This window comes from Phenylobacterium conjunctum, from assembly GCF_042679085.1.
GTDB lineage: Bacteria > Pseudomonadota > Alphaproteobacteria > Caulobacterales > Caulobacteraceae > Phenylobacterium > Phenylobacterium conjunctum.
The window spans coordinates 1-13466 of the sequence record NZ_JBHTLQ010000075.1 but is presented as its reverse complement, the minus strand read 5'-3'; the positions used below and the strand labels follow the sequence as shown (position 1 = coordinate 13466).

Genomic DNA, 13466 nt, shown 5'->3' with positions numbered 1-13466 from the left:
CGCGGCCCGCGCCCTGGTGGCCGGCGGCGCCCAGGTCGCCCTGTGGGACGAGCGTCCCGAGGGCCGCGCCGCGGCGGAGGCCGAGGGCCTGCCGGTCGTGGACCTGAACGACGCCGACTGGTCGCAGTTCGCCGCCCTGATGCTGTCGCCGGGCGTGCCCCTGACGCACCCGACCCCGCACTGGACGGTGGACAAGGCCAAGGCCCACGGGGTCGAGGTTTTGGGCGATATCGAGCTGTTCGCGCGCACCGTGAACGCCGCGCCGGAGCACAAGCGGCCCAAGGTGATCGCGATCACCGGCACCAACGGCAAGTCCACCACCACCGCCCTGATCGGCCACATCTGCGCCCGCGCCGGCCGCGACACCCGTATCGGCGGCAATATCGGCCGCGGCGTCCTGGACCTGGACGACATGCATGGCGGCGCGGTCTACGTGCTGGAGCTGTCGTCCTACCAGCTGGACCTGACCTCCAGCCTGCATCCGGACGTGGCGGTGATGCTGAACATTTCGCCGGACCACCTGGAGCGGCATGGCGGCATGGAAGGCTATGTGGCCGCCAAGCGCCGGATCCTGCTGAACCAGGGCAAGGGCGACACGGCCGTGATCGGGGTCGACGACCCCTGGGGCCAGCGCATCTGCACCGAGATCACCGCCGCCAATCGCCGGACCATCGTGCCGATCTCGGCCTCGAAGGCCATGGGCCGTGGCGTCTACGCCCTGCAGGGCCTGCTCTATGACGCCACCGCCGAGCGGGCGACCGAGGTTGCGGACCTGCTGCGGGCGCGGTCCCTGCCGGGCCGACACAACTGGCAGAACGCGGCGGCGGCCTATGCGGCCGTGCGCGGCCTGGGCATCTCAGCCGAAGAGGCTGCCGAGGGCCTGATGAGCTTCCCGGGCCTGGCGCACCGGATGGAGACCGTGGGCCAGGTCGGCCGGGTGCGGTTCGTCAATGACAGCAAGGCCACCAACGCCGATGCGGCGCGGCAGGCCATGTCCAGCTATCCCAAGTTCTACTGGATCGCGGGCGGCCAGCCCAAGGCCGGCGGCATCGACAGCCTGACCGACCTGTTCCCGCGCATCGAGAAGGCCTACCTGATCGGCGAGGCCAGCGAGGCCTTTGCCGGCGTTCTGGAGGGCAAGGCCGCCGTGGACCTGAGCGGTGATATCGCCACCGCCACGGCGCGCGCCTATGCCGACGCCACGGCCAAGGGGCAGGACGCTGTGGTGCTGCTGTCGCCGGCCTGCGCCTCCTTTGACCAGTTCGCCGACTTTGAGGCCCGGGGTGAAGCCTTCCGCGATGCGGTGCAGGGCCTCGGCCAGCTTCAGCCCCAGCCCCAGCCCAAAGGGGTCCGCGCATGACCCACGCACCCACCGCTCACGCCTTCTCCCGCTCCGACCGGACGCGGGTCGGCCTGTGGTGGTGGACCACCGACCGCTGGCTGCTCGGCTGTGTCGGCATCCTGATCGTGCTGGGCGTGCTCTTGTCCTTCGCCGCCAGCCCGGCGGCGGCGGCCCGGATGAATGTGGGCGATCCCTTCCACTTCGCGGTCCGCCAGTGCTTCTTCGGGGTGACTGGGGCGGCGCTGCTGGTCTGGGTCTCGATGCTGGATGTGCGTGGCGTCAGGCGCCTGGCCTTCTTCGTCTACATCGCGGCGATCTGCATCATGATCGCCCTGCCGTTCTTCGGGCACAACGCCAAGGGCGCGACCCGATGGCTGCAGATCGGCGGCTTCACCCTGCAGCCGTCGGAGTTCATGAAGCCGGCCCTGATCATCCTGGTCGCCTGGATGTTCGCCGAAGGCCAGAAGGGGCAGGGGGTTCCCGGCGTCTCTATCGCCTTTGGCCTTTATTTCCTGTCGATCAGCCTGTTGCTGATCCAGCCGGACGTGGGCCAGACCGTGCTGATCACGGTGGCCTTCGGCGCCGCCTTCTGGATGGCCGGCGTGCCGCTGTCGTGGGTGATGCTGCTGGGCGGGGTGGCTGTCGCCGGCCTGTCCTCGACCTATTTCCTGTTCCCGCACGTGGCCAGCCGGGTGGACCGGTTCCTCAGCCCGGAGAGCGCTGACACCCACCAGGTGGACCGCGCCGCCGAGGCCATCGCCAATGGCGGCCTGTTCGGCCGGGGGCCGGGCGAAGGCGTTATGAAGCGCCACGTGCCAGACCTGCACACCGACTTCATCTATTCGGTGGCGGCGGAGGAGTATGGCCTGGTCTTCTCCCTGTTCCTGATCTCGCTGTTCGCCTTCCTGGTGATCCGCGGGCTCTACAAGGCCATGCGTCTGAACGACCCGTTCCAGCAGGTGGCGGCGGCCGGCCTGTTCGTGATGGTCGGCGAGCAGGCCTTCATCAACACGGCGGTGAACCTGAACATGATCCCGACCAAGGGCATGACCCTGCCGTTCATCAGCTATGGCGGCTCGTCCATGTGGGCCATCTGCCTGACCCTGGGTTTCGCCCTGGCGTTGACCCGTCGCAGCCCCGGCGCCTACGCGCAGGGGTGACGGCTACCCTTTTTCACCCCAACCGCCTAAACCGGGTCCATGCGTAAGATCGCCGTCGTCGCCGCCGGAGGCACCGGAGGCCACCTCTTTCCCGCCCAGGCCCTGTCCGAGGCCCTGATCGCCCGTGGCTGGCGCATTGTGCTGGCCAGCGACGAGCGGGTCGCCGCCTTCGCCGAGAGCTTCCCGGCCGAGGAGCGCATCGGCCTGTCCGCGCGCACCTACAAGCCGGGGGATCCGGTGGGCATGGCGCTGGCCGGCCTGACCATCTTCCGCGGCGTGCTGCAGGCGCGCGCGGCCTTCAAGCGCATCGACCCCTCCGTGGTGGTGGGCTTCGGCGGCTATCCGTCCGTGCCGGGCCTGCTGGCCGGGATCACCCAGGGCCGCCCCACGGTGCTGCATGAGCAGAACGCGGTGATGGGCCGGGCCAACCGCAAGCTGGCCGGTCATGTCCGCGCCGTCGCCTGCGCCTTCCCGATCCTGCAGAAGGCGCCGCCGCGGGTCGCGCGGGATGCTGTCGTCGTCGGCAATCCGGTCCGCCCGGAGATCGCCGACCTGTTCGACAAGCCCTATCTGGCGCCCGAGCCCGACGGCACGCTGCGCCTGCTGGTGACCGGCGGCAGCCAGGGTGCGCGCCTGCTCTCCGAACTGGTGCCGGAGGCCATCGCCAAGCTGCCCGAGGACATGCGCAACCGCCTGCGCATCCAGCAGCAGACGCGCGCGGAGTCGATGGACAACGCCCGCAAGATCTATGCGAACGCCAACGTCCAGGCCGAGATCGCGCCGTTCTTTCGCGACATGGCCACTCGGCTGCGCCAGGCCCATCTGGTGATCGGCCGCTCGGGCGCGGGCTCGGTGTGCGAGTTCGCCATCGCCGGCAAGCCCGCCATATTGGTGCCCCTGGCCATCGCGCTGGACGACGACCAAGGCCAGAACGCCAAGGTGATGGCCGACGCCGGCGGCGCCGAGGTGGCCCGCGAGAACCAGCTGTCGGTGGACACCCTGGCCAAGGCGCTGATGAAGCTGTTGTCCAACCCCGAGCGTCTGGCCCGCATGGCCGCCGGCGCCCGTTCCATCGCCAAGCCGGACGCCGCCGAGCGCCTGGCCGACCTCGTCGAGAAGACCGCGGCCCAGGGCCGCTAGGGACCCATCATGGCCAAGAGACGCCCCGTTCCCTTCGAACTCGGCCCGGTCCACTTCATCGGGATCGGCGGCATCGGCATGAGCGGCATCGCCGAGATCATGCTGCGCATCGGCTATACGGTGCAGGGCTCCGACGCCAAGGCCAGCGCCAACACCGAGCGGCTGGAAAAGCTGGGCGCGAAGATTTTCATTGGCCAGGACGGCTCGAACATCGAGGGCGCGTCGGCGGTGGTCTATTCGACCGCGATCAAGGCCGACAATCCGGAGATGGCGGCGGCCCGCGAGCGGCGCCTGCCCCTGGTGCGTCGCGCCGAGATGCTGGCCGAGCTGATGCGGCTGCAGTTCTCGATCGCGGTCGGCGGCACCCACGGCAAGACCACCACGACCTCGATGGTGGCGGCCCTGCTGGACGCGGGTGGGTTGGACCCGACCGTCGTCAATGGCGGGATCATCAACGCCTATGGCACGAACGCCAAGGTGGGCGAGGGCGACTGGATCGTGGTGGAGGCCGACGAGAGCGACGGCACCTTCCTGAAGCTGCGCTCCACCTGCGCCATCGTCACCAATATCGACCCCGAGCACCTGGACCACTACGGCGACTTCGACGCGGTGCGGAAGGCGTTCCGGGACTTTGTCGAGAACATCCCGTTCTACGGCTTCGCCGCCGTCTGCACGGACCATCCGGAAGTCCAGGCCATGGCGGCCAAGGTCGAAAACCGGCGGGTCATCCCCTACGGCGTCAATCCCCAGGCCGAGGTGCGGGCCGAGAAGATCACCATGGGCCCCGACGGCTCGCGGTTCGACGCGGTGATCGCTCCGCATGACGGCCCGCCCATGCGCTGGAGTGACCTGCACCTGACCATGGCCGGCCACCACAACGTCATGAACGCCCTGGCCGCCATCGCGGTGGCCCGTGAGCTTGGCGTGACCGAGGCGGCGATCCGCGAGGGCCTGTCCGGGTTCGGCGGGGTGCGGCGGCGGTTCACCACCACTGGCGTCGCTGATGGGGTGCGGGTGATCGACGACTACGGGCATCACCCGGTGGAGATCGCCTCGGTGCTGAAGGCCGCCCGCGCGGTCACCGAGGGCCGGGTCGTCGCCGTGGTGCAGCCGCACCGCTACAGCCGGCTCCATGACTTGTTCAACGACTTCTGCAGCTGTTTCAACGACGCGGACACGGTGATCGTGGCCGACGTCTATGCGGCTGGCGAGACGCCGATCGAGGGCGCGAGCCGCGACGGCCTGGTGGACGGCCTGCGCCGCTTCGGCCACCGCCGGGCCTTGCCGCTTTCCGGTCCCACCGACCTCGCGCGCCTGATCAAGGCCGAGACCAAGCCGGGCGACCTGGTGGTCTGCCTGGGCGCCGGCGACATCACCAGCTGGGCCTACGCCCTGCCGCCGCAGCTTGAGGCCCTGGCCTCGTGAGCTGGAAGGACAAGCTGCCTGAGGTCCGTGGTCGCCTGCTGAAGGATGAGCCGCTGGCGCCCTTCACCTGGTTTCGGGTCGGTGGCCCGGCGGACGTGGTGTTCCTGCCCGCGGACGAGGACGATCTCGCCCAGTTCCTGAAGGGCCTGGACCCGGCCGTGCCGGTGACGCCGCTGGGCGTCGGTTCCAACACCCTGGTGCGCGACGGCGGGGTCGATGGGGTGGTGATCCGCCTGGGCAAGGCGTTCGCGGCTGTGGAGCCCCGGGGCGAGGCCCGCATCTTCGCCGGGGCCGCGGCCCTGGACGCCACTGTGGCGCGCGAGGCCGGCAGGGCCGGGATCGCCGGGCTGGAGTTCTATCGCGGGGTGCCGGGCTCCATCGGCGGCGCGGTGATGATGAACGCCGGCTGCTATGGCGCGGAGACCAAGGACATCCTGGTCGAGGCCTATGCGGTGACGCGGGCCGGCGAACGGGTGAGCTTCACCAACGCCGAGATGGGCTTTTCCTACCGCAAGTCCGCCAAGGCCGCGGAGGGCGGGCTGATCTTCACGGGCGCCCTGTTCGAGGGCCGGCCCGACGATCCGGCGGCGGTCGAGGCCCGCATGGCCGAGATCACCGCCCGGCGCGAGGCCAGCCAGCCGATCAAGGAAAAGACCGGCGGCTCGACCTTCAAGAACCCGCCGGGGCATTCGTCCTGGAAGCTGGTGGATGAGGCCGGCTGGCGCGGCAAGCCGTTCGGCGGCGCCATGTTCTCGCCCCTGCATTCCAACTTCCTGATCAACACCGGCGAGGCGACCGCCGCCGACCTGGAGGGCCTGGGCGAGGCGGTGCGCGCCGACGTGAAGGCCAAGACCGGGATCGAGCTCGAATGGGAAATCAAGCGCATCGGCCGTCCGGCCGGCTGATCCTGGGCGCCTGCTGACAGCCTTGTGTCCGCAAGGGCGGACCTAGCGGAAGCGGTTGGCTTGACTCCCGCTTCCGTCCCTGCGACCGGCGAAGCATGAAAAAGCTCCTGCTCTGCGCCGCCGCGGCCGGTCTGTTCGCCGCCGCGCCCGCCTTCGCCGCTGACCTCGCCGCCGATGCCCAGGCGGTGCGCGACAAGGCGCTGACCGACACCACCGCCTGGTCGGTGCTGGAATCCCTGACCACCGAAGTTGGGGCCCGGCCGGTGGGCTCGGTGGGCATGGATCGCGCCCGCGACTGGGGCGTCGCCAAGCTGAAGGCCCTGGGCTTCTCGAACGTCCACGTGGAGACCTTCAAGGCGGACTCCTGGCTGCGCGGCGAGGAGAGCGCCGAGGTGGTGGCGCCGTTCCCGCAGAAGCTGGCGATCCTGGGCCTGGGCAATTCCACCCCGACGCCCAAGGAGGGCCTGGAGGCCGAGATCGCCCTGTTCCGCTCCTATGGTGAGTTCCTGGCCGCGCCGGAGGGGTCGCTGAAGGGCAAGATCGCGGTGGTGACGGGCCGCATGGTCCGCACCCAGGACGGCAGCGGCTACGGCGCCATCAACGCCCAGCGCACCTTCGGCCCCGTTGAGGCGGCCAAGCGCGGGGCTGTGGCCTATCTGGCCCGGTCCCTGTCCACCGACGACACCCGGCTGCCGCACACCGGCCAGGCCATGCCGGGCGGCATTCCGGCCGCGGCCCTGTCCACCGTGGACGCCGAGCTGCTGGAGCACATGGTCGAGCGCGGCAAGCCGGTGCGGGTGAAGCTGAACCTGCAGTCGACCTATCGGCAGGACGTCGAGGCCTACAACGTGGTGGGCGAGCTGCCGGGCAAGGTGAAGCCGGACGAGGTGATCGTGGTCGGCGGGCACCTGGACAGCTGGGATCCGGGCACGGGCGCGGTGGATGACGCCTCGGGCATCGCCATCATGACCGCGGCGGCCAAGCTGGCGGCCAGCGCGCCGGGCGGTCCCCGCCGCACCTTGCGCGTCGTCATGTGGGGCTCGGAAGAGCAGGGCGGGTCCGGCGAGGCCTATGGCGAGGCGCACAAGGCCGAGACGCCGAAGATCGTCCTGGCCGGCGAGAGCGACATGGGCGCGGGCCGGATCTTCAATGTCGCCCTGCCGAAGAACAGCCTGGGGCATCCGGCGATGAAGGCCTTTGTCGGCGCCCTGCCGCCGTTGAAGGTGATCGTCTCGCGCGAGCCCGGCCGCCACGGCGGCGCCGATGTGTCGGGCCTGGTCCAGAACGGCGCGCCGACCGTGGACTTCACCCAGGACGCCAGCCGCTATTTCGACCTGCACCACGCCGCCGACGACACCCTGGACAAGGTTGACCCGGCCGAGCTGTCGCAGAACGTGGCGGTCTGGGCCGCTTTCCTGCATACGGTGGCGAACAGCGATATCGACTTCCGCGCCCTCGCGGCCCAAGCGCCCCAGGAGTCCAAGTGAGCCTTCCCCTTTCGGGCCGTCATGTGGCCCTGCTGTACGGCGGCCTGTCCTCTGAACGCGAGGTGAGCCTGGTCTCCGGCCGCGAATGCGGCGCGGCCCTGGAGCGGCTGGGCGCCAAGGTGACCTATGTGGATGCGGGCCGGGACCTGGCCCAGGTACTGACCGCCCTGAAGCCCGATGTGGTGTTCAACGCCCTTCACGGGGAGTGGGGCGAGGACGGCTGCGTCCAGGGCATCTTGGAGACCCTGCGGCTGCCCTATACGCACTCGGGCGTGCTGGCGTCCGCGCTGGCCATGGACAAGGCCAAGGCCAAGGCGGTGATGGCCGCCGCGGGCGTCGTCGTGCCGGGCGGCGGGCTGTTCAACCGGTTCGACGTCGCCAAGGATCACGTGATCGCGCCGCCTTATGTGGTGAAGCCGAACGCCGAAGGCTCCTCGGTCGGGGTGTTCATCATCATGGAGGGGGCGAATCAGCCGCCGCAGGAGGTCGTGGCCCCGAGCTGGACCTTCGGCGAGGAGGTGATGGTCGAGCCCTATATCCGCGGACGCGAGCTTGCGGTCGCCGTGATGGACGGCAAGGCGCTCGCCGTCACCGACATTGTCCCCGTTAACGGGTTCTATGACTACGAAGCCAAGTACGGGGAGGGGGGCTCAAAGCACGTCGTGCCGGCCGATCTTCCGGCCCATGTCACTGAAAAGGCGATGAAACTCGCCGAGATGGCGCACGCTGCGCTTGGTTGTCGCGGGGTTACCCGCTCCGACCTTCGTTATGACGACATTAACGACATTCTGGTCCTTCTAGAGGTCAATACCCAGCCCGGCATGACGCCGACCTCACTCGCTCCAGAGCAGGCGGCGCATACGGGCATGGACTTCGACCGTCTTGTGCTTTGGATCACGGAGGATGCGTATGCCCGCGGCGTTGCGGGGGGGATCGCGAGTTCAGGCGAAACCCCGGGCTAAGGCCTCCGCTAGCACCAAGCCGCGCGCTCAGCAGCAGCGGAAGGCGAAGCCTGCCGCCAGCATCCCTCACGCCAAGCTCCGCGCCGCCCAGGGCGTCGGCCTGTCCCCGGCCTATGCGCTGATGGGCGCGGCGGGCGTCCTGTCCCTGGCCCTGGTGGTGACCTTGGCCACCGGCGGGCGCGGCGAGCGCCTGGTCCAGGCCACCAATTCCGCCATCGCCGGTCAGTTCGCCCACCTGGGCTTCAAGCTCAACGCCGTCCGGGTCCAGGGCGCTTCGCCCATGGCCACCGCCGACATCCTGAAGGCCGCCGGGGTCTACAAGGACCAGCCGATGCTGGACCTGGACCTGGAAGCCCTGCGCCAGCGGGTCGAGGCCGTAGGCTGGGTCAAGCACGCGAGCGTGGTGCGCCTGCTGCCCGACACCCTGGTCCTGCAGGTCGAGGAACGCCGCCAGCTGGCGGTGTGGCAGTCGGGCGGCCGCAGCGTGGTGATCGACGACCATGGCCGGGTGATCCCCGAGGCGCGTCCCGACAAGTTCCCGACCCTCCCGCTGATCGTGGGCGAGGGCGCCAATGAGTACGCCAACGCCATCCTGCCCGCCGTCGCCGCCCAGCCGCGGCTGATGGAGCGCCTCGAGGCGCTGGTGCGGGTCGACAACCGGCGCTGGGACCTGCGGCTGAAGGACGGCTCGCTGGTGCAGCTTCCGGCGGTGGATGAAGAGGCCGCCCTGATCCAGCTGCAGCAGCTGGACCAGAAGTCGCGGATTCTCGAACTCGGATTTGAACGGATCGACCTGCGCGATCCGACGGTGGTGGCGGTCCGGCCGCGGGACGGTGTCCTGCCCGGCCAGTTGGTGGCGAACGGCGTTTGACGGTGAAGGGGACCATGACGGCAGGGACCCGGGGGGAGGCCCGCAAGGAGGGCCGCGACGGGCTGAAGGCTGCGCTTGGGCGCCAGCCGGTGACGGCGGCTGTCGATCTCGGCGCGTCCAAGGTGGCCTGTTTCATCATGAAGCCGGACGGCGTCCGTCGGGCTGACCGCACCCTGACCACGGCCGGCGTCGGCTATGTGCAGTCGCGCGGGGTCAAGGGCGGCTCCATCGTCAATCTGGACGAAGCCTCCGACGCCATCGCCCAGGCGGTCGAGCGGGCCGAAAACGTCGCCGGCGTCCAGGTGCAGGGCGTCACGGTCTGCACCGCGGGCGGTTCGCTCGCCAGCCATCGCGTCTCGGGGCGTGTCTCGCTGGGCGCCCGCGCCATTTCCGACGGGGACCTGGTGCGCGCCATCCAGGCGGCCCTGGCCCAGATCAAGCTTCCTGGTCGCCGCGCCGCCCATATCCTGCCCGTGGGCTGGAGCGTGGACAGCCAGGCCGGCATCCGCGACCCGCGCGCCATGTTCGGCCGCAGTCTGGCCGTGGAGCTGCTGGTGGTCTCGGTCTCCGAGACCGTGTTCCAGACCCTGGGCGCCTGCGTTGAGCGGGCCCACCTGCAGTTCGAGGGCGTGGTCGCCGCGCCCTTCGCCTCGGCGCTCGCCTCCCTGGAAGAGGACGAGATGGACCTGGGCGCTGTCTGCATCGACATGGGCGGCGGCTCGACCTCGGCGGCGGTGTTCGCCGGCGGTAGCCTGATCCATGTGGAGACCCTGCCGGTGGGCGGCAGCCATGTGACCGCAGACATCGCCCGCGGCCTGTCGACCTCCATCGCCGGCGCCGAGCGGATCAAGACCCTGCACGGCTCGGCCATCGCCTCGGCCAATGAGGACCGCGAGATGATCGAAGCGCCGCCGCGCGGCGACGATCCTGGCGCGGGTCCGGTCATCGCGCCGCGCTCGCTGCTGAAGGGCATCATCGCGCCCCGGGTGGAAGAGACGCTCGAACTGCTGCGCGACCGGCTGAAGGCCTCGGGCTGCCCGGTCGAGCCGGGCGCGGGCCTGGTGCTGACCGGTGGCGCGAGCCAGCTGGCCGGCGTGCGTGAAGTCGCCGTGCGGGTGTTCGACCGCCCGGTGCGCCTGGGCCGTCCGCGCCGGGTGCCGCACCTGGCTGACGCCGCCTCCGGTCCGGCCTTCTGCGCCGCCGCGGGTGTCCTGCAGCGCTCCGCCTTTGGGCCGCGCGAGGCCGTCTCGGCCAAGGCCCTGGCCAGCGCCAAGCTGCGCCGCGAGCCGCTGGATCCCGGCGCCAACCCGGTCGCCCGGGCCGCCGCCTGGCTGCGCGAAAATCTCTGAGGTTCAGCCGGGCTTCATGTCCGGCCGTCGGCTGAGGCGGAACAGGGCTTCGGTCTGAGGATCCGCCGACCGACCCTGGATGCGGTCGGCCAGGTACTCGCCCACCATCGGACCGTGCTTGAAGCCGTGGCCTCCACCGCCGCTGGCCAGCCAGACATTGTCGTAGTCCGGGTGCCGGTCGAGGATGAAGTGGGTGTCGGCGGTGTTGTCCACCTGGCAGACCCTGGTCTCCAGGATCGGGGCGTCGCGCATGTCCGGGAAGCGATGGCCGATATAGTCCCGGCCCTTCTTCAGCAGGTAGTCGGTGGCCAGCCGCTCAGCGGTGTCCGGGTCCTGGGTGACGCGGCCGCCAGCCTCCGGCGAGTACTTCAGCCCGCGTTCCAGGCTGCCGAAGCCATAGCCGCCCAGGACATGGTCGTGCCAGGCCGGCTGGTTGGGCCAGGAGAACCGGGCGTCGCCGGGCGGCGGACCCCAGTAGAAGTATTCGCTGCGATAGACGCCGACCTTGGGACCGACCAGGGCGGGGAACAGTTTGGGCGTCCAGGGACCGCAGGCGAAGATGAACTGGCCGGCGGACAGGGCCCCGCCATCGCCGAGCTTCAAGGTCTCGAGCCTGCGGCCGCTGGCGGCGCCGGGCTGGGCGCGGGCGATGCGGAACTGCCCGCCCTTCTTCTGGAAGACTTCGGAGACCACCAGCATCGCGTCGCGCGCCTTGATCACCGCGGCGCTGGCCGAGGTCTCGACAAAGGCGAACTCGACGTCGTCGAACGCCATCTGCGGATAGCGCTTGCGCAGGTCCGCCTGGGGCAGGACCTCGAAGGGCAGCTTCAGGTCCTCGAAGATCTTGCGCTGGGCTATGAGGCCCGGCAGCCAGCGGTCCGCCAGTTCGATCCGGTCGTTGGGATAGAGTAGGGGGCGCTGGAACTCCGCCTCTCGCCGCTTCCAGAGCGCCAGGGCCTGCATGGCCCAGGCCGAATAGAAGCCTTCGGCGCCATAGCCGGAGCGGATCGAACGGGTCTCGCCGCCGGAGGAGGCGCGGGGACTGGCCGGACCATAGGCGTCGAGGGACACGACATCGAGGCCGCGCTCGCGCAGCGACAGGGCCGCCCAGCCGCCAAAGGCCCCGGCCCCGACCACGGCCACATCCGGCGCGCCCTTGGCGACCGCGGCCATGGCCGGCCGTGCCGCCGCCAGGGTCGCCGAAACCCCGATGAGAGACCGCCTGTTGATCATCTTCCTGCCCGCTGCGCCGCCTGTCTGCGGGCAGGGTGCCGCGGGCGGGCGCGGAAGCCGGTGGAAAAGCCTCTCCGCAGGTGTGGAAAGTCCGGATTGTCCGCCCGATAGGCGCCGCTTGTCCGGGGCGCTGGAGGGCCGGGCAGGGCAGGTCTACCCCGCCTTGGCCGTCATTGGCGTTCCGCGTGCCGATTCTTCGTGGGCAATAGTAAAGCTCAGACTCAATCCCGACTCACTGCAGGACTACCTAAGCCCCCGACAACTGTCGGAACCGCATGAGGTTATCGTGAGTCAGGATGTCGCAGCCCACAGACATGGTTAACGCGCAAGCCTTGTGCGCTAACAAATTTTGCTCCGTGACCGGCTCGACTGAACTCCGACTCGCCTTATGCAGTTAACCGCCAATTAACGATGGTAGGCGCTTCCTTAACGACATCCGTCGAGGAGCCTGGCGGGCGGGTCGCCGGTGTCTCCTAGGAAGGAACTGACGGAGCACGCGAGAGGTCCCATGGCTATTGCACTTTCTGCGCCGCGCGCGACCGAGTTGAAGCCGCGCATCGTCGTCTTTGGGGTCGGCGGGGCAGGCGGCAACGCCGTGAACAACATGATCGAGGCGGGCCTCGAAGGTGTTGAGTTCGTGGTCGCCAACACCGACGCCCAACAGCTTTCATTCTCCAAGACCGACCGCCGCATCCAGCTTGGCGTTCAGGTGACCCAAGGCCTGGGCGCGGGCGCCCATCCCGAGGTCGGCATGAGCGCCGCCGAGGAGTCGATTCCTGAGATCGGCGAGCATCTCGACGGCGCCCACATGGTGTTCATCACCGCCGGCATGGGCGGCGGCACCGGCACCGGGGCTGCTCCGATCATCGCCAAGTGCGCCCGTGAGCGCGGCATCCTGACCGTTGGTGTGGTGACCAAGCCCTTCCACTTTGAAGGCCGCCACCGGATGCGTCTGGCGGATTCCGGCATCAGCGAGCTGCAGCGCTATGTCGACACCCTGATCGTCATTCCGAACCAGAACCTGTTCCGTGTCGCCAACGAGCGGACCACCTTCGCCGAGGCGTTCGGCATGGCGGACCAGGTGCTGCACTCGGGCGTGCGCTCCATCACCGACCTGATGGTGCTGCCCGGCCTGATCAACCTCGACTTCGCCGACGTCCGCACGGTCATGACCGAGATGGGCAAGGCGATGATGGGCACCGGCGAGGCGACCGGCGAAGACCGCGCCCTGATGGCCGCCCAGAACGCCATTCAGAACCCGCTGCTGGACGAAGTCTCCCTGAAGGGCGCCAAGGCGGTGCTGGTCAATGTGACCGGCGGCCTGGACATGACCCTGCTGGAAGTCGACGAGGCGGCCAACGCCATCTCCGAGCAGGTGGATCCGGAAGGCAACATCATCTTCGGCGCGGCCTTCGATCCGTCGCTGGAAGGCATGATCCGCGTGTCGGTGGTCGCCACCGGCATGGACGGCGCCTCGATCGCGGCCATCGAGCCGAAGATGGAGCGTCGCCCGCTGCAGGCCCCGCCGCTGCGCGCGCCGGAACCGGCTCGCCAGCCCGCGGCGACCACCTCCTACGCCCCGGCGCCCGCGC

11 protein-coding genes are annotated in these 13466 nt (G+C 69.7%); 10 read left to right on the top strand and 1 reads right to left on the bottom strand.

What is annotated here, in order from left to right; all coding sequences use genetic code 11:
* The 9 genes from murD to ftsA all read left to right on the top strand — a co-directional run.
* Positions 1-1360, top strand: a 1360-nt coding sequence (gene murD / locus ACFQ27_RS19250) for a UDP-N-acetylmuramoyl-L-alanine--D-glutamate ligase (protein ID WP_377354717.1), incomplete at its 5' end; no start/stop codon positions are given.
* A complete protein-coding gene (ftsW, locus tag ACFQ27_RS19245) occupies positions 1357-2502 on the top strand; it encodes a putative lipid II flippase FtsW (protein ID WP_374344879.1) in 1146 nt (381 codons plus the stop codon). The genes murD and ftsW, both read left to right, overlap by 4 nt.
* 39 nt (positions 2503-2541) lie before the next feature.
* A complete protein-coding gene (murG, locus tag ACFQ27_RS19240) occupies positions 2542-3642 on the top strand; it encodes an undecaprenyldiphospho-muramoylpentapeptide beta-N-acetylglucosaminyltransferase (RefSeq protein WP_374344878.1) in 1101 nt (366 codons plus the stop codon).
* 6 nt (positions 3643-3648) lie between these two features.
* Positions 3649-5067 (top strand): UDP-N-acetylmuramate--L-alanine ligase, encoded by a 1419-nt coding sequence (gene murC / locus ACFQ27_RS19235; RefSeq protein WP_374345530.1) that lies wholly within the window; start codon positions 3649-3651, stop codon positions 5065-5067.
* The gene (murB, locus tag ACFQ27_RS19230) at positions 5064-5972 is read left to right on the top strand and encodes a UDP-N-acetylmuramate dehydrogenase (RefSeq protein WP_377354716.1); all 909 of its coding nucleotides are present in this window, start codon (positions 5064-5066) and stop codon (positions 5970-5972) included. The genes murC and murB overlap by 4 nt, the downstream gene beginning before the upstream one ends.
* Before the next feature lie 95 nt (positions 5973-6067).
* Complete coding sequence (locus ACFQ27_RS19225) at positions 6068-7459, top strand: M28 family peptidase (protein ID WP_374344876.1); 1392 nt, start codon at positions 6068-6070, stop codon at positions 7457-7459.
* The gene (locus ACFQ27_RS19220) at positions 7456-8421 is read left to right on the top strand and encodes a D-alanine--D-alanine ligase (protein ID WP_377354715.1); all 966 of its coding nucleotides are present in this window, start codon (positions 7456-7458) and stop codon (positions 8419-8421) included. The genes ACFQ27_RS19225 and ACFQ27_RS19220 overlap by 4 nt, the downstream gene beginning before the upstream one ends.
* On the top strand, positions 8369-9292 hold the full coding sequence (locus ACFQ27_RS19215; RefSeq protein ID WP_374344874.1) for a cell division protein FtsQ/DivIB: 924 nt from the start codon (positions 8369-8371) through the stop codon (positions 9290-9292). The genes ACFQ27_RS19220 and ACFQ27_RS19215 overlap by 53 nt, the downstream gene beginning before the upstream one ends.
* A gap of 14 nt (positions 9293-9306) precedes the next feature.
* Positions 9307-10641 (top strand): cell division protein FtsA, encoded by a 1335-nt coding sequence (ftsA, locus tag ACFQ27_RS19210; protein WP_374344873.1) that lies wholly within the window; start codon positions 9307-9309, stop codon positions 10639-10641.
* Positions 10642-10644: 3 nt separating this feature from the next.
* Here ftsA and ACFQ27_RS19205 read toward each other — a convergent pair whose 3' ends face one another.
* Positions 10645-11874, bottom strand: coding sequence for an FAD-dependent oxidoreductase (locus ACFQ27_RS19205; protein WP_377354714.1), 1230 nt, complete (start codon positions 11872-11874; stop codon positions 10645-10647).
* 508 nt (positions 11875-12382) lie between these two features.
* Here ACFQ27_RS19205 and ftsZ point away from each other — a divergent pair.
* A partial coding sequence (ftsZ, locus tag ACFQ27_RS19200) for a cell division protein FtsZ (RefSeq protein WP_377354713.1) occupies positions 12383-13466 on the top strand: 1084 nt, incomplete at its 3' end.

What these genes read in the sequence shown, in the direction of transcription:
- ftsW (WP_374344879.1), top strand. Translation starts at nt 1,357, where the DNA reads ATGACCCACGCACCCACCGCTCACGCCTTCTCCCGCTCCGACCGGACG.
- murG (WP_374344878.1), top strand. Translation starts at nt 2,542, where the DNA reads ATGCGTAAGATCGCCGTCGTCGCCGCCGGAGGCACCGGAGGCCACCTC.
- ACFQ27_RS19225 (WP_374344876.1), top strand. Translation starts at nt 6,068, where the DNA reads ATGAAAAAGCTCCTGCTCTGCGCCGCCGCGGCCGGTCTGTTCGCCGCC.
- ACFQ27_RS19205 (WP_377354714.1), bottom strand. Translation starts at nt 11,874, where the DNA reads ATGATCAACAGGCGGTCTCTCATCGGGGTTTCGGCGACCCTGGCGGCG.
- ACFQ27_RS19215 (WP_374344874.1), top strand. Translation starts at nt 8,369, where the DNA reads ATGCCCGCGGCGTTGCGGGGGGGATCGCGAGTTCAGGCGAAACCCCGG.
- ftsA (WP_374344873.1), top strand. Translation starts at nt 9,307, where the DNA reads ATGACGGCAGGGACCCGGGGGGAGGCCCGCAAGGAGGGCCGCGACGGG.